This is a genomic window from Streptomyces sp. NPDC033174 (assembly GCF_055577795.1).
Map to the genome: position 1 here is coordinate 1 of NZ_JBVIPQ010000018.1, position 21,494 is coordinate 21,494.

Below are 21,494 nucleotides of genomic sequence, written 5' to 3' on the forward strand. Positions count from 1 at the left end.
TAGTCCCAGTCGTAGCCGGAGTCCAGCAGGCCCATCCACCGCTCCAGGCGCAGGATGTTGTCGTCACCGACGTCGGACGGGCCGGCCTCCAGGACACAGACGGTGACCGACGGGTCCTCGCTGAGCCGGGCCGCCACCACATTGCCGGCCGTCCCACCACCGACAACGACATAGTCGAACTCCTCCGTGGCGCCGGCGGCCGCGGTCGTCGATGCGGTCGGGGTGGTCTCAGTGCTGTGCGTGGACATGGGTCTCCGGCTCACTCTCGTTGTCCGTTCCGGTGACGGTGCTGGGGGTGGACATGGGGGCGGTATCGGTGGCGGCGTGGTCGGCCAGGACACCCGTGCGGTGGCGCTGGACGAACCAGTAGTAGGCGAAGCCGCCGAGCATCACGACGCCCACGAAGAGGAAGGCTCCCCAGCGCAGGTACCAGTGGTAGGGGGCGGCGGCGTTGTACACCTCGGCGCGCGGCCAGGCGAGGTTGAAGGTCATGAAGCCGCCCCACACCACGGCCACGATGTTGACGGGCAGACCCCAGCGGCCGAGCGAGAACTTGCCGTCACCGGCCGCTTTCCATGTGCCGCGCAGGCGGGCGACGAGCATCGGCAGGGTCACCAGGAGATAGGCGACATAGATCATGATGATGCCGATGCTGGTGACGACCGAGAAGATCTGCGGCTGACGGATGTTCACCAGCAGGATGCCCAGGGCGAGTACGCCGACGATGACGGCGGGCAGCACCGGGGTGTGGAAGCGCGGGCTGACCTTCGCCATCAGGGACGCGGCCGGCAGGTTGTTGTCGCGGGACATCGCGAACGCGAGCCGGATGGCGGCGGTGTGCACGGCCAGCGCGCACACGGTCACCGCGATGAGCACGCACCACAGCATCAGCTTGCCGCCGGTGTCACCGAGCACGTCGAGCACCACGTACTGGAGTCCGTCGCTGGTGATGCCCTTGCCGTCGAGGCTGCTGACGCTCATCAGCGCGAGGATGAGGATGAGGCCGCCGAGGACGAACGAGGCGAGGAGCGCCCGCAGAATGGCGCGCGGCGCGTTGCGCGACGGGTCGACGGACTCCTCGCCCAGGGACGCCGCGGTGTCGAAGCCGTACATGACGTACGCGGAGGCCAGGGCCGCGGTGAGGAACGCGCCCATGTAGCCGAACTGCCCGCCGCCGCCGTGGCCGTGGGTGTCGAGTACGACATCGGGCCCGCGGACCACGTTCACCGCGAAGAGCACGATGAGGACGACGGTGGCGATGAGTTCGAGGAAGACACCGGCGGTGTTGATCCTCGCCATCAGCTTCACACCGAACGCGTTGACCAGCGTGGTGAAGAGGATCAGCACGGCGGCCAGGACGACCGCGTTGGTCGCCACGTCGTAGGTGCCGGTGCCGTCGCCGACGATCTGGAAGACCTTGGAGATCTGCGGCAGCGTCGCCTGGTAGGCGAGGGCCACGGCCGCGATCGACACGATCGAGGCGATCAGCATCATCCAGCCGGCCAGCCAGCCGACATGCGGTCCGCCGAGCTTCTTGGCCCAGTTGTAGACCGATCCGGCGACGGGATAGCGGGCGGCGAGCTCGGCGAAGCACAGGGCGACCATCAGCTGGCCGACGAACACGAGGGGCCAGGACCACCAGTAGGCCGGCCCACCGAAGCCGAATCCGAAATAGAAGAGCTGGAAGGTGCCGGTGAGGATCGAGATGTAACTGATGCCCGCGGCGAAGGTGTGGAAGTTGCCGAGGGTGCGTTTCAGCTCAGGTCTGTAACCGAACTCATGAAGCTCGGCATCATCTTTTGTCATGCTCATGACTAGCCTCCGGGTGGGCAGGAAGAAGATGGGGCGCCGGGTGCGCCGATGAGGTGGGCGAGGGCCCGGGGCGGTACGACAGGGCTGGCAGGGCGGCCGAGTGGGGCCGGGGGCTCAGCCCGCGAACCAGTGCTGGGGCTCGGGGGCGGTGTTCCGCCAGATGTGCTTGGTCTCCTGGTACTCGGCCAGCCCAGCGGGCCCGAGTTCGCGGCCCGTACCGGACTGCTTGTAGCCACCCCATTCGGCCTGGGGGACGTACGGGTGGAAGTCGTTGATCCACACCGTGCCGAGCCGCAACCCGGCGGCGACCCGCCGGGCCCTCGCCTCGTCGGTGGTCCAGACGGCGCCGGCCAGCCCGTAGACGGTGTCGTTCGCCAGCCTCACGGCCTCGTCCTCGTCGGCGAAGCGCTCCACGGTGAGCACCGGGCCGAAGGACTCCTCCCGGACGACCGTCATGTCGTGGCGGCACTCGTCCAGGACGGTCGGCGGGTAGAAGTGGCCGTTCGCCAGCGCGGGGTCGTCGGGGCGTGCGCCGCCGCAGCGCAGGACGGCGCCCTCGGCGACACCGGCGGTGACATAGGCCTCGACCTTGTCCAGGTGTGCGGCGGAGATCAGCGGTCCGGTCTCGGCCTTCTCGTCGAACGGGCCACCCAGCCGGATGAGTTGGGCGCGCCGGACCACCTCGTCCACGAACCGGTCGTGCAGCGGGTCCTCGACGAGCAGCCGGGCACCCGCCGAGCAGACCTGCCCGGAGTGCAGGAAGACAGCGGTGAGCGCCATGTCGACGGCCGTGTCGAAGTCGGCGTCCGCGAAGACGATGTTGGGGTTCTTGCCCCCGAGCTCCAGTGCGACCTTCTTCACCGTGGGAGCGGCCGAGGCCATGATGCGCCGGCCCGTCTGCAGTCCCCCCGTGAAGGAGACCAGATCGACGCCGGGGTGCTCGGAGAGCGGTGCGCCGGCTTCCGGGCCCGCGCCGAGGACGAGGTTGGCGACCCCGTCGGGCAGGCCGGCCTCCTGGAGCAGCTTCATCAGGTGGATGGCGGTGTGCGGGGTCAGCTCGCTGGGCTTGAGAACGAAGGTGTTTCCTGCGCCGATCGCCGGAGCGACCTTCCACGCGGTCTGGAGCAGGGGGTAGTTCCAGGGCGTGATGAGTCCGCAGACGCCGACCGGCTCGCGCACCACGCGGCTGTCGACGGCGGCGTTGCCGGTGTCCACGACCCGTCCGCTCTCCTGGGCGGCGACGAGCGTGCCGAAGTAGCGGAAGCAGTTGGCGATGTCGTCCATGTCGTACGCGGACTCGACCAGGCGCTTGCCGGTGTCGAGCGACTCGGCGCGCGCCAGCAGGTCCTTGTCGCGTACGAGCAGGTCGGCGACGCGCAGCAGCAGCGCGCCGCGCTCCGCCGGGCCGGTCCGCGGCCAGGGGCCGTGGTCGAAGGCCTCCCGGGCGGCGGTGATGGCGGCGACGGTGTCCTGCGGGCCGGCCTCGTCGACGGTGGCCACGAGAGAACTGTCGGCGGGGCACCGGATCTCACGGGTCCGCCCGTCGACGGCGGCGATCCACTGGCCGCCGATGAATAGCTCGGGCATGGTTCGGATCCTCCGGTGGTCTCGGGACTGGGCTCCTGGGGCCTGCCCCTCATTTCAGGAAGCATTCCAAGTCGGTCACGGGAAGTGACGACCGTCACGTCCGGTGATCTCCGCGGGTCAGAGGTGCCCCGCGCGACGGCGAGCCCGTGCTTCTCGGCTTCCGGCGGCGCGTCAGCCGAGAAGGGGGAGACGGTCGAGCCTGTCCAGCAGGCCGCCGATGACGCCGGAAGGCGGGGCCGGTGACGGTGACGGCGAGGTGGACGGAGCGGGGGTCGGCGAGGGGTGGGACGGCGGCGAGGACGGGGCGGACCCCCCGCCGCCCGTGCCGCCGCCGTCGCCCCCGGGGGTCGCGGGCCCCGGGGAGGCCGCCGGCGCCGGCTCTCCAGACAGGCGGGGCGGGGCGGCGCCCTGTGGGCCGCGTCCGGGCGGGGCGGGCGCGAACCGGACGGGACCATCGACGCCCGTGCGTGAATCGGTGACGCCCGGGCGTGGATCGGCGCCGAGCAAGGGCGCCGGCCGCGGGGGCGCGGTCGGTGACAGGGCGGTGTACCCGGGCCCCTCGTCGGCCCGTTGGTCCCTCCCCCGCGCAGGGGCCGAGACGTTCGTGGCCTCGGGCAGCGCCGTGTGCCGGACCTCCGGTACCGCCCGTACCCGGGCCGTCGCACCGTCGTCCGCCGACTGGACGACGAGAGCCAGGGCTCCGACGACGCCCATGGCCGTGGTGGCGTACATCAGGGTGAAGCGACCACCGGTCGCGCGGTGTTGCTGCCTGTGCTTGCCCATGAGGTCGCTCCTGAGGCCGTGTCGACTCGCCGAGACAGTCAAACCGGTCCGCGGGTCGAAGGTGACGGCTGATTCCGAGTCGTTACGTTACGTACCCAAGCTGCTACAGCGCGGCGTTGCTCCAGTCGGGATCGCTCAGCGCTCATCTGCCGGGCGCGCCTGCGAGATCGGAGCTTAAGACAAGCTCAAAGAAAAGTCGTGTCAGAACTGTTGACCCTTGGCGCGCGGGGCGGGCAAGGTTCCCGGAGAGCGCTCTCCCGCCGTGTCCCAACCACCCGCCTTCGAGGGGACTTCGCCATGCCCGCACTCGCCTTACCCCCGGCGCCACCTCCACGCAGACGATCCGGAACCACCCGCCGCGGCCTCGCCGGGGCGGTGGTCACGGCCCTGGTCGCCGCCCTGCTGTCACTGGTCCAGGCCCCCGCCGCACAGGCCGAGCCCGTCCTGCTCTCGCAGGGCAAGCCGGTGGCGGTGTCCAGTCAGGAGCACTACGGCACCCCCGCGGCCGACGCGGTCGACGGCGACAACGACACCCGTTGGTCGAGCGCCGCATCCGACCCGCAGTGGCTGCGGGTGGACCTCGGCGCCCCCGCCGCGCTCAGTCAGGTCGTGCTGCGCTGGGAGACCGCCTACGCCAAGGCGTACCGGATCGAACTGTCGGCGAACGGCACCGACTGGACGACGGCGTACGCGACGACCACCGGGGCCGGCGGCACGGAGACGCTGAGCATCTCCGGCACCGCCCGCTACGTCCGCGTGTACGGCACCGCCCGCGCCACCGGATACGGCTACTCGCTCTGGGAGTTCCAGGTGTACGGCACCACCGGCGACGGAGGCACGCCGCTGCCCGGCGGCGGCGATCTCGGCCCGAACGTCCATGTCTTCGACCCGTCCACACCCGACATCCAGGGCAAGCTCGACGAGGTGTTCAAGCAGCAGGAGTCGGCGCAGTTCGGCTCGGGGCGGCACGCGTTCCTCTTCAAGCCGGGCGCGTACAACAACATCAACGCCCAGATCGGCTTCTACACACAGATCGCGGGTCTGGGTCTCCGGCCCGACGACACCACGTTCAACGGGGACGTGACCGTGGACGCCGGCTGGTTCAACGGCAACGCGACGCAGAACTTCTGGCGGTCCGCGGAGAACCTGGCGCTCAACCCGGTGAGCGGAACCAACCGTTGGGCGGTCTCCCAGGCGGCCTCCTTCCGCCGCATGCACGTCAAGGGCGGCCTGAACCTCGCGCCGACGGGCTATGGCTGGGCCAGCGGCGGTTACATCGCCGACAGCAAGGTCGACGGCACGGTCGGACCGTACTCGCAGCAGCAGTGGTACACCCGGGACAGCAGCGTCGGCGGCTGGACCAACGGCGTGTGGAACATGACCTTCTCGGGGGTCGAGGGCGCTCCGGCCACCGGGTTCCCCGAGCCGCCGTACACCACGCTCGCCACCACCCCGATCTCCCGCGAGAAGCCCTTCCTCTACCTCGACGGCACCGAGTACAAGGTCTTCACCCCCGCCAAGCGCACGAACGCGCGCGGCACGACATGGGCGAACGGCACCCCGCAGGGCGAGTCGGTCCCGCTGAGCAGGTTCTACGTCGTGAAGCCGGGTGCCACCGCGGCCACCATCAACGCCGCGCTGGCCCAGGGCCTGCACCTGCTGTTCACGCCGGGCGTCTACCACGTCGACCGGACGATCAACGTCGAGCGGCCGAACACGATCGTGCTCGGCCTGGGCCTCGCCACCATCGTTCCGGACAACGGGGTGACGGCCCTGAAGGTCGCCGACGTCGACGGCGTGAAGCTCGCCGGTCTCCTCATCGACGCGGGCCCGGTGAACTCGCCGACCCTGCTGGAGATCGGCCCCCAGGGCGCCTCCGCCGACCACGCCGCCAACCCGGCCACCGTCCAGGACGTCTACCTCCGGATCGGCGGCGCGGGCGCCGGCAAGGCCACCACGAGCATGGTCGTCAACAGCGACGACACCATCGTCGACCACACCTGGGTGTGGCGCGCCGACCACGGCGAGGGCGTGGGATGGGAGACCAACCGCGCCGACTACGGCGTGCGGGTCAACGGTGACGACGTCCTCGCCACCGGCCTGTTCGTCGAGCACTTCAACAAGTACGACGTCGACTGGTACGGCGAGCGCGGCCGGACGGTCTTCTTCCAGAACGAGAAGGCGTACGACGCGCCCAACCAGGCCGCCATCCAGAACGGGGCCACCAAGGGATACGCCGCCTACCGGGTCGACGACTCGGTGAACGTCCACGAGGCCTGGGGCCTGGGCAGTTACTGCTACTACAACGTGGACCCGGCCATCCGGCAGGCCCACGGCTTCAAGGTGCCGGTCAAGCCCGGGGTGAAGCTGCACAGCCTCCTCGTGGTCTCACTCGGCGGCAACGGCCACTACGACCACGTTGTCAACGACACCGGGTCACCCACGTCGGGTACGTCAACGACCCCCTCCACCGTCGTCTCGTATCCCTGACTCCCTGCTTCGCCGGTCTCCGTCCCCGTGACGGAGACCGGTCCCTCCCCAACCCGCGCGGTGGGTGGATCAGTCGGCGACGGCGCTCCTGCGGTGGGCACGGATGATGTCCGCGTACCGGCGTCCGCTGGTCTTGATGGTGCGGGTCTGGGTCGCGTAGTCGACATGGACCAGGCCGAAGCGCTTGTCGTAGCCGTAGGCCCACTCGAAGTTGTCGAGCAGCGACCAGGCGTAGTAGCCCGCCAGCGGCACCCCCTTGCGGACGGCGCGGGCGCAGGCCGCCACATGCTGCTCCAGATAGCCGGCCCGCTCGGGATCGTGGACGGCCCCGTCGGGGCCCACCCTGTCGGGGAACGCGGAGCCGTTCTCGGTGACGTAGAGCCGGCGTACGCCGTAGTCGTCGGTGAGGCGGATCAGCAGTGCCTCCAGGCCGCCGGCGTCGATGTGCCAGTCCATGCCCGTGCGCGGAACGTCCGGAAGGCGGACCTCGCGGGCGTGGGGGACGGGTCCCTCCGGGTCGTCGGCGACGGTGGCGGGGAAGTAGTAGTTGAGGCCGTGCCAGTCGAGGGGTGCGGCGATGGTCGCCGAGTCATCCGGCTTTTCCGGGAGTTCCACTCCGTAGAGCTCCCGCATGTCGGCGGGGAAGCCCCTGCCGTAAACGGGGTCCAGCCACCAGCGATTGATGTGGCCGTCCATGCGGACGGCTGCAGCGCGGTCCTCGGGGCGGGTCGAGGCGGCCTCGACGGTGGAGTGGTTGGTCACGAGACCGACCTGGGCGCCCGGCGCGGCCGCGCGGATCGCCTGTGTGGCGAGTCCGTGGGCCAGAAGCAGGTGGTAGGAGGCGTGGACGGCGGCGGTCAGGTCGGTCAGGCCGGGGGCCATCCGGCCTTCCAGGTGGCCGATCCATCCGGAGCACAGCGGTTCGTTGAGGGTGGCCCACTGGGTGACCCGGTCGCCGAGGCGCCCGGCCACGACGGAGGCGTAGGCGGCGAGGTGCTCGGCGGTGTCGCGTGCGGTCCAGCCGCCTCTGTCCTGGAGGGCCTGGGGGAGGTCCCAGTGGTAGACGGTCACGCTGGGCGTGATTCCGGCGGCGAGCAGGCCGTCCACCAGCCGGTCGTAGAAGTCGAGGCCCGCGGCGTTGACCGGTCCGTCGCCGCCCGGAACGACGCGGGGCCAGGCGACCGACATGCGGTAGGCGTTGGTTCCCAGGCGCCGCATCAGGGAGATGTCCTCGGGCCAGCGGTGGTAGTGGTCGCAGGCCTCGTCGCCGTGGTCGTCGTTGTCGACCCGGCCCGGGGTGTGGGAGAAGGTGTCCCAGATCGAGGGCGCCCGGCCGTCCTCCGCGACGGCACCCTCGATCTGATAGGCGGAGGTGGCGGTGCCCCAGGCGAAGTCGGGGGGAAAGGCGGCCAGGTCTGGCGATTCGGACACGGAGAACCTCTCGGGGAAGAGCGTCTGGGAAGGGAGTCACTTGACCGCGCCCGCGGTGAGGCCGGTGACGAGGTAGCGCTGGAGCAGCAGGAATCCGGCGACGACCGGGACGCTCACCACGAGTGAGGCGGCCATGACCTGGTTCCAGTACACGTCGTTCTGGGTGGAGTAGCCCTGGAGACCGACGGCGAGTGTGCGCGTGGTGTCGGTGGTCATGACGGAGGCGAAGAGGACCTCGCCCCAGGCGGTCATGAAGGCGTAGACGGCGACGGCGACGATCCCGGGGACGGCCGCCGGCACGATGACCCGGAACAGCGCGCCGAGCGGGCCGCAGCCGTCGACCTTGGCCGCCTCGTCGAGATCCCGGGGAACGGAATCGAAGTACCCGATGAGCATCCAGATCGAGAACGGCAGGGAGAAGGTGAGATACGTGAGGATCAGCCCGCCGCGCGAGCCGAAGAGCGCGATGCCGGTGGCGTTGCCGATGTTGACGTAGATGAGGAACAGCGGCAGCAGGAAGAGGATGCCGGGGAACATCTGGGTCGAGAGCACCGTCACGGTGAAGACCCGCTTGCCGCGGAAGGCGTAGCGGCTGACGGCGTAGGCCGCGAACACCGCGATGACGACGGAGCAGACGGTCGCCGCGCCGGCCACGACCAGCGAGTTCATGAAGTAGTCGGCGAGCGGGACGGTTTCCCAGATGTCGAGGTACGGGCGGATGGTCAGCGTCGAGGGGATCCACTGGAACTTCCCCGTGACGTCCTCCAGTGGCTTGAGCGAGCTGGAGACCATGACGAAGACCGGCAGCAGGACGAACGCGGTGAGCAGCGTGAGGAAGATCCGCCTGCTCCAGAGGAAGGAGCGCGGGGCCGCCATGGGGGAGTGGGGGAACCGCTCGGATCGCCTAGGCATCGGACGCCCTTCTTCCCCGGGAGGTGATCAGCAGGTAGACGCCGGTGACGACGAGCAGGAACAGGAGCAGCAGTACCGACATCGCCGAACCGGTCCCGAAGTTCCAGGTCTGGAACGAGGACTGGTAGATGTGGAGCGAGATCAGGTCCGCCGCCTCCGGCGCCGACTTGCCGAACAGGACGAACGGCGTGTTGAAGTCGTTGAACGTCCACAGGAACAGCACCAGCACCAGGACCTGGTTGACCGGGCGCAGTGACGGGAGGGTGATGCGCCGGATCTGCTGCCAGATCCCGGCGCCGTCCAGGGCGGCCGCCTCGTAGAGGTCCCGGGGGATGTTCTGCAGCCCGGCCATCATGATCAGGAAGGCGAACGGCCAGCCCTTCCACACCGAGACCACGAGCAGGGTGACGAAGCTGTTCTCGCCGATCAGCCAGAATGGCGGGCTGTCGGTGAGGCCGAGCTGGTCGTGCAGGACGTGGTTGATCAGGCCGTTGTCCCGCTGGAACATGAACGCCCAGGTGATGACCGCGGCATAGACGGGCAGCGCGTACGGCACGAGGAAGAGCGCCCGCAGGACGCCCCGGCCCCGGAACGTCTCCTGCATGAAGATCGCGGCTGCGGTGCCGAGCAACCAGCACAGTCCGACGGACACCACGGTGAAGAGACAGGTGGTGACGAAGGACCGGAGCAGGGCCCCACCCACGGGGGCGTTCACGTCGAACGAGACGGCGTAGTTGTCCACGCCGGCCCAGGGCGCACTGCCCCAGTCGCGGATGTAGAACTGGGTGAGCTCCTTGAAGCTCATCGTGATGCCGATCAGCATCGGCACCAGGTGGACGAGGAGTTCCAGTACCAGAGCGGGAAGCAGCAGCAGATACGGCAGGCCGAGAGTGCGCCGCCGCCCGGGGCGCCGCGCGCCGCGCGCCGCCTTGGGGTCCTCCAGCCGCTCGGTCCGCCCGCCGGCCCTCTCGATGGCGGTGGTGGTGGTCATGGGGGTGTCCGTGCTCACTTCTTGGGCATCTGCTGCTGGGCCTTCTCGAGCTTCGCCTTCACCGAAGCGGTGGTCACCGGGCGGCCGGCGGCGGCGTCGGCGAACAGTTCCTTGACCGCGGTGCCGACGACGGTCTCGAACTGCGACTCCTCGGGGACCTGCGGAAGGGCCGAGGCGCTGGTGGCGAGGGTGGTGCGCAGGACCGCGAGGGCGGGGGAGTTGAACGCGGGATCCTGCTGGGCGGAGGTCACCGGAGGGATGGATCCGTATGCCTTGTTGAGGATCTTCTGCTCCTCGTCACCGGTCATGAACTTCACGAACTTCAAGGCGCCGTCGACGTTCTTGGTGTTCTTGAAGACCCCTATGTTGATGCCGGCGACCATGGAGTTCGTGGCCTTGCCGGTGCCCGGCACGCCGGACTGCACGGGGGCGGGCGCGACGCCCCACTCGTCCTCGCTCATGCCCTGGGCCTTGAACGTGGCGGAGGCGGTCTGCCACAGGACCATGGCGGTCTTGTCCTTGGAGAAGTCACTCAGGGACTGGTTCTGCGCGTACTCGGCGTTGCCCTTGGCCACGATCCGGTGCTCGGCCATGAGGTCGACGTACTGCTTGACCGCCGCGACGGCGCCGTCGGAGGTGAAGTCCGCCCTGCCGTCCTCGGTGAAGAAGTCGGCGCCGTGCTGCTTGCCGAGGACGAAGACCTGGTGGATGTTGTTGGACAGGTTGGAGCCCTCGACGCCGATCGCGGACGTGCCGTCCTTGGTGAGGTTCTTGCCCGTGGCGACCAGTTCGTCCCACGTGGCCGGGGGCTTCTCGACGCCGGCCTCGGCGAACAGCTTCTTGTTGTAGTAGAGGGCGTACGCCATCGAGTAGAGCGGCACGGCGGCCGGGTCCTTGCCCTGGACACCGGTGGAGCCGAGCGCGGAGGCGACGAAGCGGTCCCTGCCGCCGATCTTCTCGAAGTTCCCCTTGTCCCAGGGCAGCAGGGCGCCGGTGGCCTGGAGGGAGGCGCTCCAGGTGTTGCCTGTGTTCAGGACGTCCGGGCCCTGGCCCGACGTGGTGGCGGTGAGGATGCGATTGAGGAGATCGGACCAGGGAACGACCTCCAGCTTCACCTTGATGCCGGTCTCCTTCTCGAACTTGTCGAGTTCGGGCTGCAGGACCTTCTTGTCCACTTCGATGCTCGCGCCCTGATTGGAGGCCCAGTACGTGAGGGTCTTCGGCTGGGAGTTCGGCCCGCCACCGCCGGACGCGGAGCCGCCGCCACAGGCGGCGGCGGTCAGGACGAGGGAGAGGGTGACGGCGCCGAGGGCTGCGGCTCTGATTCTGCGCATGACTCCAGAGGCCTTTCGTGGAGTGACGGAATCGCCGGGGAGGGGAAGGGTCGGTCGGGACAGCGCGCCGCGTTGGGACCCGAAGAACCTCACGGCTTAATTTAGGATGTGAGTTAAACCTCAAGCGAAGATCGCGTCAAGAGGTGCCGCAGGGGTATGTTGCGTATCAGGACTGAGGAAAGAGGGGCAGCGTGAGAGTGCGCAGCGGCCGTACAGTGCATGACCTGCGGCGCGAGAACCGCACGGCGGTCTTGCGGCGGTTGTACTTCGACGGACCCCTGAGCCGCTTCTCGCTCGGCCCCGCCACCGGGCTCAGCTCCGGCTCGGTCAGCAATGTGGTGGCAGAGCTCGTCGCCGAGGGACTCGTGGAGGAGGCCGGCAGCGTCGACTCCGCGGGCGGACGGCCCCGAATCCTGGTCCGCATCAACCCCACCAGCGGCTACATGATCGGCGTCGACGTCGGGGAGACCCGGGTGCGGATCGAACTCTTCGACCTCGCCCTCACCGAACTCGCCCGGGTCGAGAAGCCCCTGGTCGTCGAGGGCCCGCGGCGCGTCGACCGCTATGAGGTCGGCGTGATCGTCGGCCATCTGCGCGACGGCATCGCCGAGGTCCTGGACCGCGGCGGCATCCCCCCGGAGCAGCTGCTCGGCGTCGGGATCGGCGTCCCCGGCATCGTCGCGCGCGGCGAGGGGGGCGCCGTGGTGCACGGCCAGACCATCGGCTGGGACGCCGTCCCGCTGGAGCGCCTGCTGCGCGAGACCGTGCGACTGCCCGACACCGTCCCCTACTTCATCGACAACGGCGCCAAGACCCTCGGCCAGGCCGAGATGTGGTTCGGCGCCGGCCGCGGGGCGCAGAGCGCCGTGGTCGTCCTCTTCGGCTCCGGCGTCGGCGCCTGCGTCGTCACGGACGAGATGGGTCCCGGCCGCGCCGTCGAGTGGGGACATCTGACCGTACGGGTGCGGGGGCGGCGCTGCCGCTGTGGCGCGCTCGGCTGCCTGGAGGCGTACGCGGGGGCCGAGGCACTGCTCGACCGGTGGCGCGAGGCGGGCGGACAGCCGCCCGCGGGCGCGTCCGAGGAGACCGCGCTGACCGCGATGCTGGCCGCCGCCTATCCCACTCCCGGCGACGACGGCAGCCTGCCCGAGGCCGACGCGGCGGCCGTGGAAGTCCTGGAGGAGACCGCCGAATACCTCGGCGCCGGTTTCTCGGACCTGATCAACCTCTTCCAGCCGGAGCGCATCCTGGTCGGCGGCTGGGCGGGCCTGCAGCTCGGACCCCGTTTTCTGGACTCCGTACGGGCGTACGCCACGTCCTACGCGCTGTCCTATCCGGCCGCCCATGTGCGGATCGGCCTCGGCACCCTGGGACCGGACGCGGTCACGGTCGGGGCGGCGATCCTTCCGCTCGCCGACTTCTTCGCACGCGGCGGCCGCAGTGAGCGGGCCGAGCCCGAGGAGCCGAGCCCGGCGTGGCGGACGACTCTGCGGGAACGCGCGGTGCAGTAGGCGGCGCTGGGGCTGGGGCTGGGGCTGGAGCGGGCGTACGGCAGCCGGCGCTGGAGGGGGTGCCGCGGTGCGGTGGACGAGCCGGCCGGCGGTGGCCCGTGTCCGATCAGGCGGACTCCCGTACGACCAGCTCGGGTTCGAAGATCCTCGAGGTGGGTTCCCTGCGGGAGCCCTGGACCTGCTCACCCAGCAATTCCGCCATCGCCGCGGCCATGCGCTCCACCGGCTGGCGGACGGTGGTCAGCGGCGGCCGGCAGGTCACGGCGACCCTGGAGTCGTCGAAACCCACCACCGCGACGTCCTCGGGGACCCGCCTTTCCTGTTCGCGCAGGATCTGGCACGCCCCTTGTGCCATCAGGTCGTTGGCCGCGAAGACACCGTCCACCCGGGGGTACTCGGCCAGGAGCCGGCTCATGGCCACCGCCCCGCTGTCGAGGGTGAAGGCGCCCTCGACGAGCGCGGGCACGGGCAGACCGGCGTCGCCCAGCGCGTCACGGAACCCGGCGAGCCGGTCGCGTCCCGCCGGGATGTCCTGCGGAGCGCAGATCGTGGCGATGTGCCAGCAGCCGCGGCCCAGCAGATGCCCCGCGGCCAGCCGGCCCCCCTCGTAGTGGTCCAGGTCGACATGGCTGACAGCCAGGGGGTGCGAGGGCCGGGCGCACAGGACGACGGGAATCCGGGCGGAGACGAGCATCTCCGGCAGGGGGTCGTCGGCGTCGATGGACACGACCAGCGCCCCGTCCGCGCTTCCCTGGCGCAGATACTCCACCACCTGCTTCCTGGCGGGCTCCGACTCGGCGAACAGCAGCACCGGATGCATGGCGCGCGTGCGCAGATATCCGACGACTCCGCTGACGATCCGGCCGAGGAACGGGTCGGCGAACATCCGGGCCGCGAACCTGTCCCCCGCACCGGACACGATGAGCGCCACGGTTTCGGCGCGCCGGGTGACGAGCGACTGGCGGCCCGGTTGGGGGTGTACCCCGTCCGCTCGATGGCGTGGCGGACCAGATCCTGGATCCCGGGGTCGACATTACGCACCCCGTTGACGACCCGCGACACCGTCGCCCGGGACACCCCCGCCTCCCGCGCGACGTCCTCCAGCTTAGGGGCCCGTCTGCTCGTGTCCGCACCCTAACGTGCTGTTTTCCCGCAGCGTCGCCGAGCTCGAAGCAGGCGTACCCGTCCCGGTCGAGGCCGTCGGGAAGAGGTCGGGTCGCTTCGCGTCAGCCGAAGACCACGCAGGCGGCGGCCGGTACCGCCAGAGAGCCGGCGCGACGCAACTGCCCGGCCTCCTGGTCGACGTCGAACCAGGTGACGTCTCCGGACCACTCGTTGGAGACGTAGAGTCTGCGCCCCGTGGGGTCGGCCACCAGGTCCCGCGGCCAGCTTCCTCCGCATGCGACGGTTCCTGTGAGCTGCGGCTTCTCGGCTCCGTCGGCGAGACCGTAGGTCAGGAGCGTGTTGCTGCCGCGCACCGCGGCCCACAGGAAGCGCCCGTCCGAGGAGACCGTGACGACCGAAGGGTAGGCCCGCACACCCTCGGGAGCATCATCGGTGCCGATCGGGACATCCGAGAGCACCTCCAGACGGCCGGGCCCCGAGTGCCAACGGCAGACCGTCAGTTGGGGCTCCAGCTCGTGGAGGACATAGACCACACCGCCCTCCGGGTGGAAGGCGAGGTGGCGAGGCCCCGACCCGGCGCGCAGCACGGTCTCGTCGTGCGCCCGCAGGTGGCCGGTCGTCTCGTCCAGTGCGCAGACCCGGACCGAATCGGTTCCGAGGTCCACGCTGAGAACCCACCGGCCGGTGGGGTCGGGCAGCACCTGGTGGGCGTGCGGTCCGTCCTGCCTCTCGGTGTCCGGGCCGCGGCCCTCGTGGGTGAAGACGGCCGTGGGCCCCGAGAGGCTGCCGTCCGCGGCGACGGCCAGGCTGCTGACACTGCCCGAGGCGTAGTTGGCGGTCAGCAGACGGCGCCCGGCCACGCTGAGATGGGTGGGGCCGCCGGCGTCCACCGCGACCGCGGGGCCGAGGGCGGTCAGACCCTCCGCGCCCGGCAGGAAGGCGCCTGCCGCGCCCTGCTCCGCCTCGCTCACCGCGTAGAGCACCCCCGTGTCCGGGGAGAGGACGAGGCACGAGGGGTTCGGGAACGGATCCACGCACGTGAGCGGGGTCAGCGCTCCGGTCGCCGGATCGACGGCGGCGACGGTGATTCCTTGGCCGCCCCCCGAGGTGAACGAGCCGATGTACGCCCTCCCACCGCTGTTACGTTCCGCCACGTTCCTGGGCTCCACGCCGCTCACAGAAAGACCTTTCCGTCGTTTTCGGATTCCGTTTCGGATTTCGGAGCTCAACGACCAGTTGGCCTGCCGGTCACCGAGCCGGGGGCCAGTGGGAGGGCGACCGCCGCGAACCGGGCGCCCTCCGCTTGTCGCGGCCCCCTTGTGCGGCGGCCGACGGCAGCCCCAACCTTGGCGGGTCGTACTCAGACCAGGGGGGTCCGTTCGAATGACGACCAGACCGCGCTTACCGCGGCGCCTCGGCGCCGTCCTCGCACTCGCCGCCGCGCTCGCGCTCGGATCCGACGCGGGGGCCTCGGCGGCCGCCGCACCGCCCGAGGGCGTCGTCCAGAACGCCGGAGCGCCCGGGACCGTGCCCGGCAGTTACCTCGTCATGCTCGATCCGGCCCGAGCGGCCTCCCGCACGGCGGGGGGCCGCTCGGTCGTCGAACGCTCCGGCGGAAGGATCCGCCGGACCTACGACTCCGCGTTGAACGGCTTCGCGGCCGAGCTGACGGAGCGCCAGGCCAGGCGCCTGGCCGCGGACCCGGCAGTCGCCAAGGTCGTACAGAACCGCAGGGTGGGCCTCGACGCCACCCAGCCGGACCCGCCCTCCTGGGGCCTGGCCCGGATCGACCAGCGCCGCCTCCCGATCCAGGGCGGCTACACCTACCCGGACACGGCGGGCCAGGGAGTGACCGCGTACGTCATCGACACCGGAGTCCGCATCACGCACCAGGACTTCGGCGGACGCGCGGTGAACGGATACGACGCCATCGACGACGACATGACCGCCCAGGACGACCACGGCCACGGCACGCACGTCGCCGGGACCGTCGCCGGCACCACGTACGGCGTGGCGAAGAAGGCGAAAATCGTCGCGGTCCGGGTACTGGACTACACGGGCTCCGGTACCACCGAGCAGGTGGTGGCCGGGATCGACTGGGTGACCCGCAACGCGGTGAAGCCGGCGGTCGTGAACATGAGCCTCGGCGGCGATCCCGACGACGTCCTGGACACCGCGGTACGCAACTCGATCACCTCGGGGATCACGTACGCCGTCGCGGCGGGCAACCAGGACATGGACGCCTCGGGCCACTCCCCGGCCCGGGTGCAGACGGCGCTCACCGTCGGTTCGGTCGGCGACTTCGACCACCGGGCCTCCTACTCCAACTACGGCCCGCTGGTCGACCTGTTCGCCCCGGGGGACTCCATCACCTCGGCCGCGTACTTCTCCGACGACTGGTACACGAGCATGTCGGGCACCTCGATGGCCACCCCGCACGTCACCGGCGCCGCCGCGCTCTACCTGGCCGCCCACCGCACGGCGACGCCGGCGCAGGTGGCGTCCGCGCTCACGGCCTCCGCCACCACCGGATCGGTCATCGACGCCGGCCCGGGCTCCGCCAACCGGCTGCTCAACGTGGGCAGCCCGCCGCAGCGCCCGCCGGGGAAGCGCTTCGCCAACACCACCGACTACCCGGTGACCGACATGGCGACCGTGAAGTCACCCGTCACCGTCAGCGGGGTCTCCGGGCGGGCCCCGGCAGACCTCGACGTGGAGATCGACATCAGGCATCCCGAAGCCGGGGACCTGAGGATCGACGTGATCGCACCGGACGGCACCGCGTATCCCATCAAGGACGAGTGGGAGGCCTGGGCGGTCACCGACTTCACCGTGGTCTACGCGATCAACGCCTCCTCCGAGACCGCGAACGGCGTCTGGCGACTGCGCGTGTTCGACACCCGCGGCGGAAACACCGGGTACATCAACTCCTGGGCCCTGCGATTCTGAAGCGGGAGCGGACCGTGCTCCGGGCCCCGGAGCACGGTCCGCCGCGGGGACGGCCTGCCCGGAATGGTCCGATGTGACGGCGCCCGTGCGGTGACCGCCCCGGGCCGAATCGCCTCCATCGGCCGCCCAGGGATCAGCCTGTCGGCGGCCCGGAATACCATGACCGCCCATGAGCACGAGTGAGGACCGAAGACCCCTGGTCGACGGGCGTTTCCAATTGATCTCCCGGCTGGGCAGCGGCGGCATGGGCACGGTCTGGCGCGCACGTGACGTAGCCCTGGACCGCGATGTCGCCCTCAAGGAGGTCCGTCCGCCCGACCCCGCGGTCGAGGACGCGACCCCGGGACTCACCGCGCAGCTGCGCGAACGGGCCGTTCGCGAGGCGAGGGCGCTGGCGCGACTGTCGCACCCGCACGTGGTGACGATCCATCACATCGTCGAGCCCGCGGACGGCTCGCACCCCTGGATCGTCATGGAACTCGTCGAGGGCCGCTCGGTGTACGACCGCCTCGTCGAGGGCCCGATGCCCGTGCCGGAGGTCCTCACACTCGGCAGGCAGGTCCTGTCGGCCCTGCGCGCCGCCCACTCCGCCGGCATCCAGCACCGTGACGTCAAGCCCGCCAACGTCCTGTTGCGCCGCGACGGCAGCGCTGTCCTGACCGACTTCGGCATCGCCGCGTTCGGCGAGGCGACGTCACGGCTCACCTCCACGGGTGACCTGATCGGGTCGCCCGAGTTCATCGCCCCCGAGCGGGTGCGGGGCGAGGAGGGCAATCCGGCCTCCGACCTGTGGTCGCTCGGCATGCTCCTGTACGTGGCGGCCGAGGGTCACCACCCCCTGCGTCGCTCCACCAGCCTCGCGACCCTGGTGGCGGTGCTCGACGACCCGATCCCGCCGCCGGTGAGGTCCGGTGCGCTGACACCCGTACTCACCCAGCTCCTGGTGCGCGATCCCGGGCTGCGACCCGACGGGGCCCGCCTGGAGCAGCTGCTGGCCGACGCCGCGGCAGGGCGGCCCGCCACCGGAGCGCCGGAGGGAGGCGCCCCCGGCCCGTTCACCCCGCCCCGCCAGCACCCGGCGTACACGCCGCCCGCGTCCCCGGCCTGGACCCCGCCGACCGTCCCTTCCCACGCCCCTTCGGGGGGCGGTGTGTTCGGTCCGCCCACGCCACCCACCGCCCCCCGGCCGCGCCGCCGCGCCGCCGTACTCGCCGTCCCCCTCGGGTTGGCAGCGGCGGCGCTCGTCGTCGCCGGAGCCCTGAAGCTGTTCCCCGACGGCGGCTCGCGTGACGACGCCGGCGGGTCGGCCGGTGGCACCACCGCGTCCACGGGCAACCGCACCCCGTCCACCGGTGACCGCACTCCGTCCACCGGCGGCGGGAAGACAACCGGCGCCGGCACCCCCGCCACCAAGGGCACCCTGCTCACCACGGCGAACGCCCGCACGGTCGTCGAGTCGTTCCGCAAGGTCAGCGGCACCACGCGGATGAAGGAGCTGACGATCTACGAGGAGTACGCCCTGGCCGAGATCCCGACGCGGCCCGGCGCGAAGACCTACGACGAGTACGAATTCCGCAACGGCGTCGCCCGGCGCACCGGCCCCGGCGGCACCATCAGCGCCGACGCGGCGGACGAGCAGCCCTTCGACGCCGCCGCCATGCCCTGGGCCGGCCTTCCCGCGCTGATGAAGCGCGGCGAGGGCGAACTGCGCGTGGAGCGCCCGACCATGCGCTATGTCATCGTCGACCGCTGGACCTTCAACTCCGACCAGCCGACGCTGCGCTTCTACCTGATCAACGAATACAACGCGGTCGGCTACCTGGCCGCTGGCAGCGACGGAAAGGTCGTGGCGAGCTACCCCTCGTCCTGAGACGGGGCGGTTCCCCGACTGGCCTGGCCTGGGCGCAGACCCCAGGCCAGGCGCCCGCTTGTGAGACCAGGACGTCGTGGCCGTAGTGAGTGAGCTCTTTCAGCGTTGCCGCTCGAGGGTGAGGACGGCTGCGGCGATTGACGTCATTCGATTCGGGCTGCACCTGGCTTTGCGGAAGATGCGCCACGGTTTGAGCCGTGCGACGCCGCGCTCGACCGGTGCCCGGGCCGCGGACAGTGCGCGGTTGACGGTTCGCGACCTCGCCAAGGGCTTCGAGGCGGTGCAGAAGCGCCTCCAGGGGGAAGCCATGGCTAAATACCTGCTCACCACGGGCGGCGGCTGCTACTTCGTGCGTCACCCGGCGACGGATGGCTTGAGGCGCTCCGCCGGCGCGGCTATGGACGATGCCTGCGCCCTGCTAGGAGTAGGGCCGATTTTCGACGCGTCGATGCGCGCCGTGAAAGGGCGCTTGACGGCAATCAAACCTCCTCATGCGCCCATGTCTTCTGCCTGGAAGAAGCCCAGCTTCTTCGGCGAGTACGACACCAGCAGTCTTGTCGTCCGTTCCGATGCAGTGCGGTGTGCGCCTGTTGCCGAGCGCTTCCCTTCTGCGGTGGGGTTTTCCACATCAAGCGCACCGAGGTGGCGGCACCCTGAAGTGGGGCCCCGCCGTCGTCGAGCGATGGTGCCCGCCATCCCCGGCAACCGCCCGGGCCTCTCGCCCATGACCACGCCCGTCCGAATGCGAGCTGAAGACGTCTTCGTCGGCATCGGAAGCGGTTCGTCACGTGCGCTCGAAGCGGCTGGAGTGGTCCGCGAACTGTGCTGCCATCTCGCGGGTGACCGTGGGACGAGTGCTGTTGATGGCGTGGAGGTAGTCCTCCGTCGTGGGATGCGCCCGGTTCCCTGTGTCGAGGGTCCGCTCGAAGACGGTCTGTGCAACGGTTCGTGAGACCTGGGCGATATCCGCAGGCGTGAACCCCTCGCTTCGCGCGGCGAGTTGGGGGATGTCGACTCCCTCTCCCACCGTGGCGAGGTAGCTCGACCACAGGGCGGACCGGGCCTCCTGATCGGGTGGACCCACCGGCAGGACGTAGTCGAACCGGCCGTGCCGCAGGAATGCCGGGTCCAGGGCGGCCACGTTGTTGGTGGCGCAGATGAGGAGCCTGTTGTCCCGGTCACGGAAGCGAACGATCGAGGTGAGGAGTTCGTTGACGACTCCGATGGAGTCACGGTCCGCGTCGTCGCGGCTGCCGGCTACTTCCTCGACCTCGTCGATGAAGACCACGGCATGGTCGAGTCGGCCCAGCTGATCGAAACGCCGGCTCAGGCCATGGGCCAGCCCCTCCTCCAGTGCGAGACGGGAGGGGAGAACTTCGACGAACGGCCACCCGAGCCTGCCTGCCACCGCTTTGGCGAAGGTGCTCTTCCCTGTGCCGGGCGGCCCGAACAGCACGACGGCCCGGGGCGGCTCGACGCCGTGCTGGGAGGCCAGTTCGGGGTGCGTCAGAGGGAGGACCAATCGGCGCTCGATCAGTTGCTTCTCGACCGCCATGCCGGCCAGCTTCGCCCAGAGCCCGGGCGGAGGAACCGCCCCGCCCAGAGAAGCCAGCAGCACCGCGTCCTGGGCCGTGGCGGCCTCCTGCTTCTCGAAGTAGATCATTCCTTCGCGGGTGCGGAACCCGGAATTGCGCAATGCCGTGGCACCGGACTCGTTCACGGGGAGCACGGCCGCCAGAGTCCGGGCCCCGGCCCCGCGCAAACGGTGCTCCAGGGCGGCAAGCAGTTCGCTCCCCATCCCGAGATTCCGCCAGGCGGGATGCAGATTGATCCGCATGACCCATGCCCGGTCTCCCTCCATCCGGCCCACGGCCGCACCTACGAGAAGTCCGTCTGCCACGGCGACGACCGCGGGGTGGAGCGCCTGGAGAGCGGTGATCACGTCGGACAGGCGGAAGACGGCCGGCCGGTCGCTGTCGCCGCTTTCGGCATCGTTCCGGATGACCCCTTCGAGGTCGTCGGGGCGGAAGTCGCGTACCAGCCAGCCGGCCATCTCCGAGCCTCCTGCTCTCCCCACCCTCTCAACATTGCCGCCATTCAGTCGGTTTTGTGCCTATTTACCATCACATGAGAAAATTGGGGTAGTACCGGAGTGTGGAGTGACCAGGGGGCGTCAACGACAGGAAACAGGTAGGTCGGGCCATGACGAAGAGGGCGAAGCCATCCCAGCCGTCGCACGGCGAAGGACCGAGCCGGCACTCGGGAACCGAGCAGCACGGCTGGTCTCCGGACGTGGACGAGACCCGTCAGCAGAGCAACCCGAGTGCGCATCGCTCCTTCCACGCGGAGAAATACGCACCGGATAAGGGCTCCGGCAGGACGGTGTCCAAGGAAGAAGCCGGGACGGTTCCCGGAGACACCGCCGAGAGCACCGGACGCCGAGGGGAGGAGCAGGCCAAGGGCGGATCCGGCGACAAGGGCATGCACGACAGGGGGCGCAAGGGCCGCTCCCAGCGCCCCAGCGGCAGCAAGGACGCCTCCGCCTTCACCGGCGTGGACCCGCAGGATCCGCCCGAGAAGCGGGGCGGGAAGTAGCACCCCGGCGTGGGGGGGGGGGGGGGGGGGGGGGGGGGGGGGGGGGGGGGGGGGGGGGGGGGGGGGGGGGGGGGGGGGGGGGGGGGGGGGGGGGGGGGGGGGGG

The 21,494-nt window shown here is 70.4% G+C and carries 14 protein-coding genes and 3 pseudogenes; 5 read left to right on the forward strand and 12 right to left on the reverse strand.

The annotated features are described in order from the left end of the window. The 4 genes and pseudogenes from ACZ5VC_RS33015 to ACZ5VC_RS33030 form a co-directional block, all read right to left on the reverse strand. Positions 1–248, reverse strand: a pseudogene (locus ACZ5VC_RS33015) (hypothetical protein); the annotation flags it as partial. Then, a complete protein-coding gene (locus ACZ5VC_RS33020; protein WP_469123648.1) occupies positions 229–1,812 on the reverse strand; it encodes an APC family permease in 1,584 nt (527 codons plus the stop codon). The gene ACZ5VC_RS33020 and the pseudogene ACZ5VC_RS33015, both read right to left, overlap by 20 nt. Before the next feature lie 114 nt (positions 1,813–1,926). After that, a complete protein-coding gene (locus ACZ5VC_RS33025; RefSeq protein WP_469123649.1) occupies positions 1,927–3,399 on the reverse strand; it encodes an aldehyde dehydrogenase family protein in 1,473 nt (490 codons plus the stop codon). A 171-nt stretch (positions 3,400–3,570) separates the two neighbouring features. Beyond that, a complete protein-coding gene (locus ACZ5VC_RS33030) occupies positions 3,571–4,182 on the reverse strand; it encodes a hypothetical protein (protein WP_469123650.1) in 612 nt (203 codons plus the stop codon). A gap of 297 nt (positions 4,183–4,479) precedes the next feature. Between ACZ5VC_RS33030 and ACZ5VC_RS33035 the strand changes: the two genes are divergently transcribed. Then, positions 4,480–6,672 carry a discoidin domain-containing protein gene (locus ACZ5VC_RS33035; RefSeq protein WP_469123651.1) on the forward strand — a complete coding sequence of 731 codons (2,193 nt, stop codon included), beginning with the start codon at positions 4,480–4,482 and terminating at the stop codon, positions 6,670–6,672. 69 nt (positions 6,673–6,741) lie between these two features. Here ACZ5VC_RS33035 and ACZ5VC_RS33040 read toward each other — a convergent pair whose 3' ends face one another. Genes ACZ5VC_RS33040 through ACZ5VC_RS33055 form a run of 4 tightly spaced genes read right to left on the reverse strand, consistent with a single transcriptional unit; the run spans position 6,742 to position 11,340 of the window. Continuing rightward, positions 6,742–8,103, reverse strand: a complete 1,362-nt coding sequence (locus tag ACZ5VC_RS33040) for a GH1 family beta-glucosidase (protein WP_469123652.1) — start codon at positions 8,101–8,103, stop codon at positions 6,742–6,744. Between the two features lie 36 nt (positions 8,104–8,139). Continuing rightward, positions 8,140–8,979: a carbohydrate ABC transporter permease gene (locus tag ACZ5VC_RS33045; protein WP_469123661.1), complete on the reverse strand. Its 840-nt coding sequence runs from the start codon at positions 8,977–8,979 to the stop codon at positions 8,140–8,142. 28 nt (positions 8,980–9,007) lie between these two features. After that, positions 9,008–10,006, reverse strand: a complete 999-nt coding sequence (locus tag ACZ5VC_RS33050; RefSeq protein ID WP_469123653.1) for a carbohydrate ABC transporter permease — start codon at positions 10,004–10,006, stop codon at positions 9,008–9,010. 14 nt (positions 10,007–10,020) lie between these two features. Further along, positions 10,021–11,340, reverse strand: a complete 1,320-nt coding sequence (locus ACZ5VC_RS33055) for an extracellular solute-binding protein (protein ID WP_469123654.1) — start codon at positions 11,338–11,340, stop codon at positions 10,021–10,023. A 191-nt stretch (positions 11,341–11,531) separates the two neighbouring features. On the opposite strand from ACZ5VC_RS33055, the gene ACZ5VC_RS33060 reads away from it, so the two are divergent. After that, positions 11,532–12,851 carry an ROK family transcriptional regulator gene (locus ACZ5VC_RS33060; protein WP_469123655.1) on the forward strand — a complete coding sequence of 440 codons (1,320 nt, stop codon included), beginning with the start codon at positions 11,532–11,534 and terminating at the stop codon, positions 12,849–12,851. 106 nt (positions 12,852–12,957) lie between these two features. On the opposite strand, the pseudogene ACZ5VC_RS33065 reads toward ACZ5VC_RS33060, so the two are convergent. Next, positions 12,958–13,955: pseudogene (locus tag ACZ5VC_RS33065) on the reverse strand (LacI family DNA-binding transcriptional regulator). Between the two features lie 122 nt (positions 13,956–14,077). Next, positions 14,078–15,130, reverse strand: coding sequence for a lactonase family protein (locus ACZ5VC_RS33070; protein WP_469123656.1), 1,053 nt, complete (start codon positions 15,128–15,130; stop codon positions 14,078–14,080). A gap of 229 nt (positions 15,131–15,359) precedes the next feature. Between ACZ5VC_RS33070 and ACZ5VC_RS33075 the strand changes: the two genes are divergently transcribed. Together ACZ5VC_RS33075 and ACZ5VC_RS33080 are read left to right on the forward strand one after the other, a co-directional pair. After that, entirely contained in the window at positions 15,360–16,925 is a 1,566-nt protein-coding gene (locus ACZ5VC_RS33075; protein ID WP_469123657.1) for a S8 family peptidase, read from the forward strand. A 169-nt stretch (positions 16,926–17,094) separates the two neighbouring features. After that, complete coding sequence (locus ACZ5VC_RS33080) at positions 17,095–18,795, forward strand: serine/threonine-protein kinase (RefSeq protein WP_469123658.1); 1,701 nt, start codon at positions 17,095–17,097, stop codon at positions 18,793–18,795. Between the two features lie 99 nt (positions 18,796–18,894). Here ACZ5VC_RS33080 and ACZ5VC_RS33085 read toward each other — a convergent pair. Both ACZ5VC_RS33085 and ACZ5VC_RS33090 read right to left on the reverse strand, forming a co-directional pair. Further along, positions 18,895–19,047: pseudogene (locus tag ACZ5VC_RS33085) on the reverse strand (IS5/IS1182 family transposase); the annotation flags it as partial. Between the two features lie 532 nt (positions 19,048–19,579). Further along, positions 19,580–20,848, reverse strand: coding sequence for an ATP-binding protein (locus ACZ5VC_RS33090; RefSeq protein WP_469123659.1), 1,269 nt, complete (start codon positions 20,846–20,848; stop codon positions 19,580–19,582). A gap of 149 nt (positions 20,849–20,997) precedes the next feature. On the opposite strand from ACZ5VC_RS33090, the gene ACZ5VC_RS33095 reads away from it, so the two are divergent. Next, positions 20,998–21,390, forward strand: coding sequence for a hypothetical protein (locus ACZ5VC_RS33095; protein WP_469123660.1), 393 nt, complete (start codon positions 20,998–21,000; stop codon positions 21,388–21,390). Positions 21,391–21,494 lie beyond the last annotated feature (104 nt).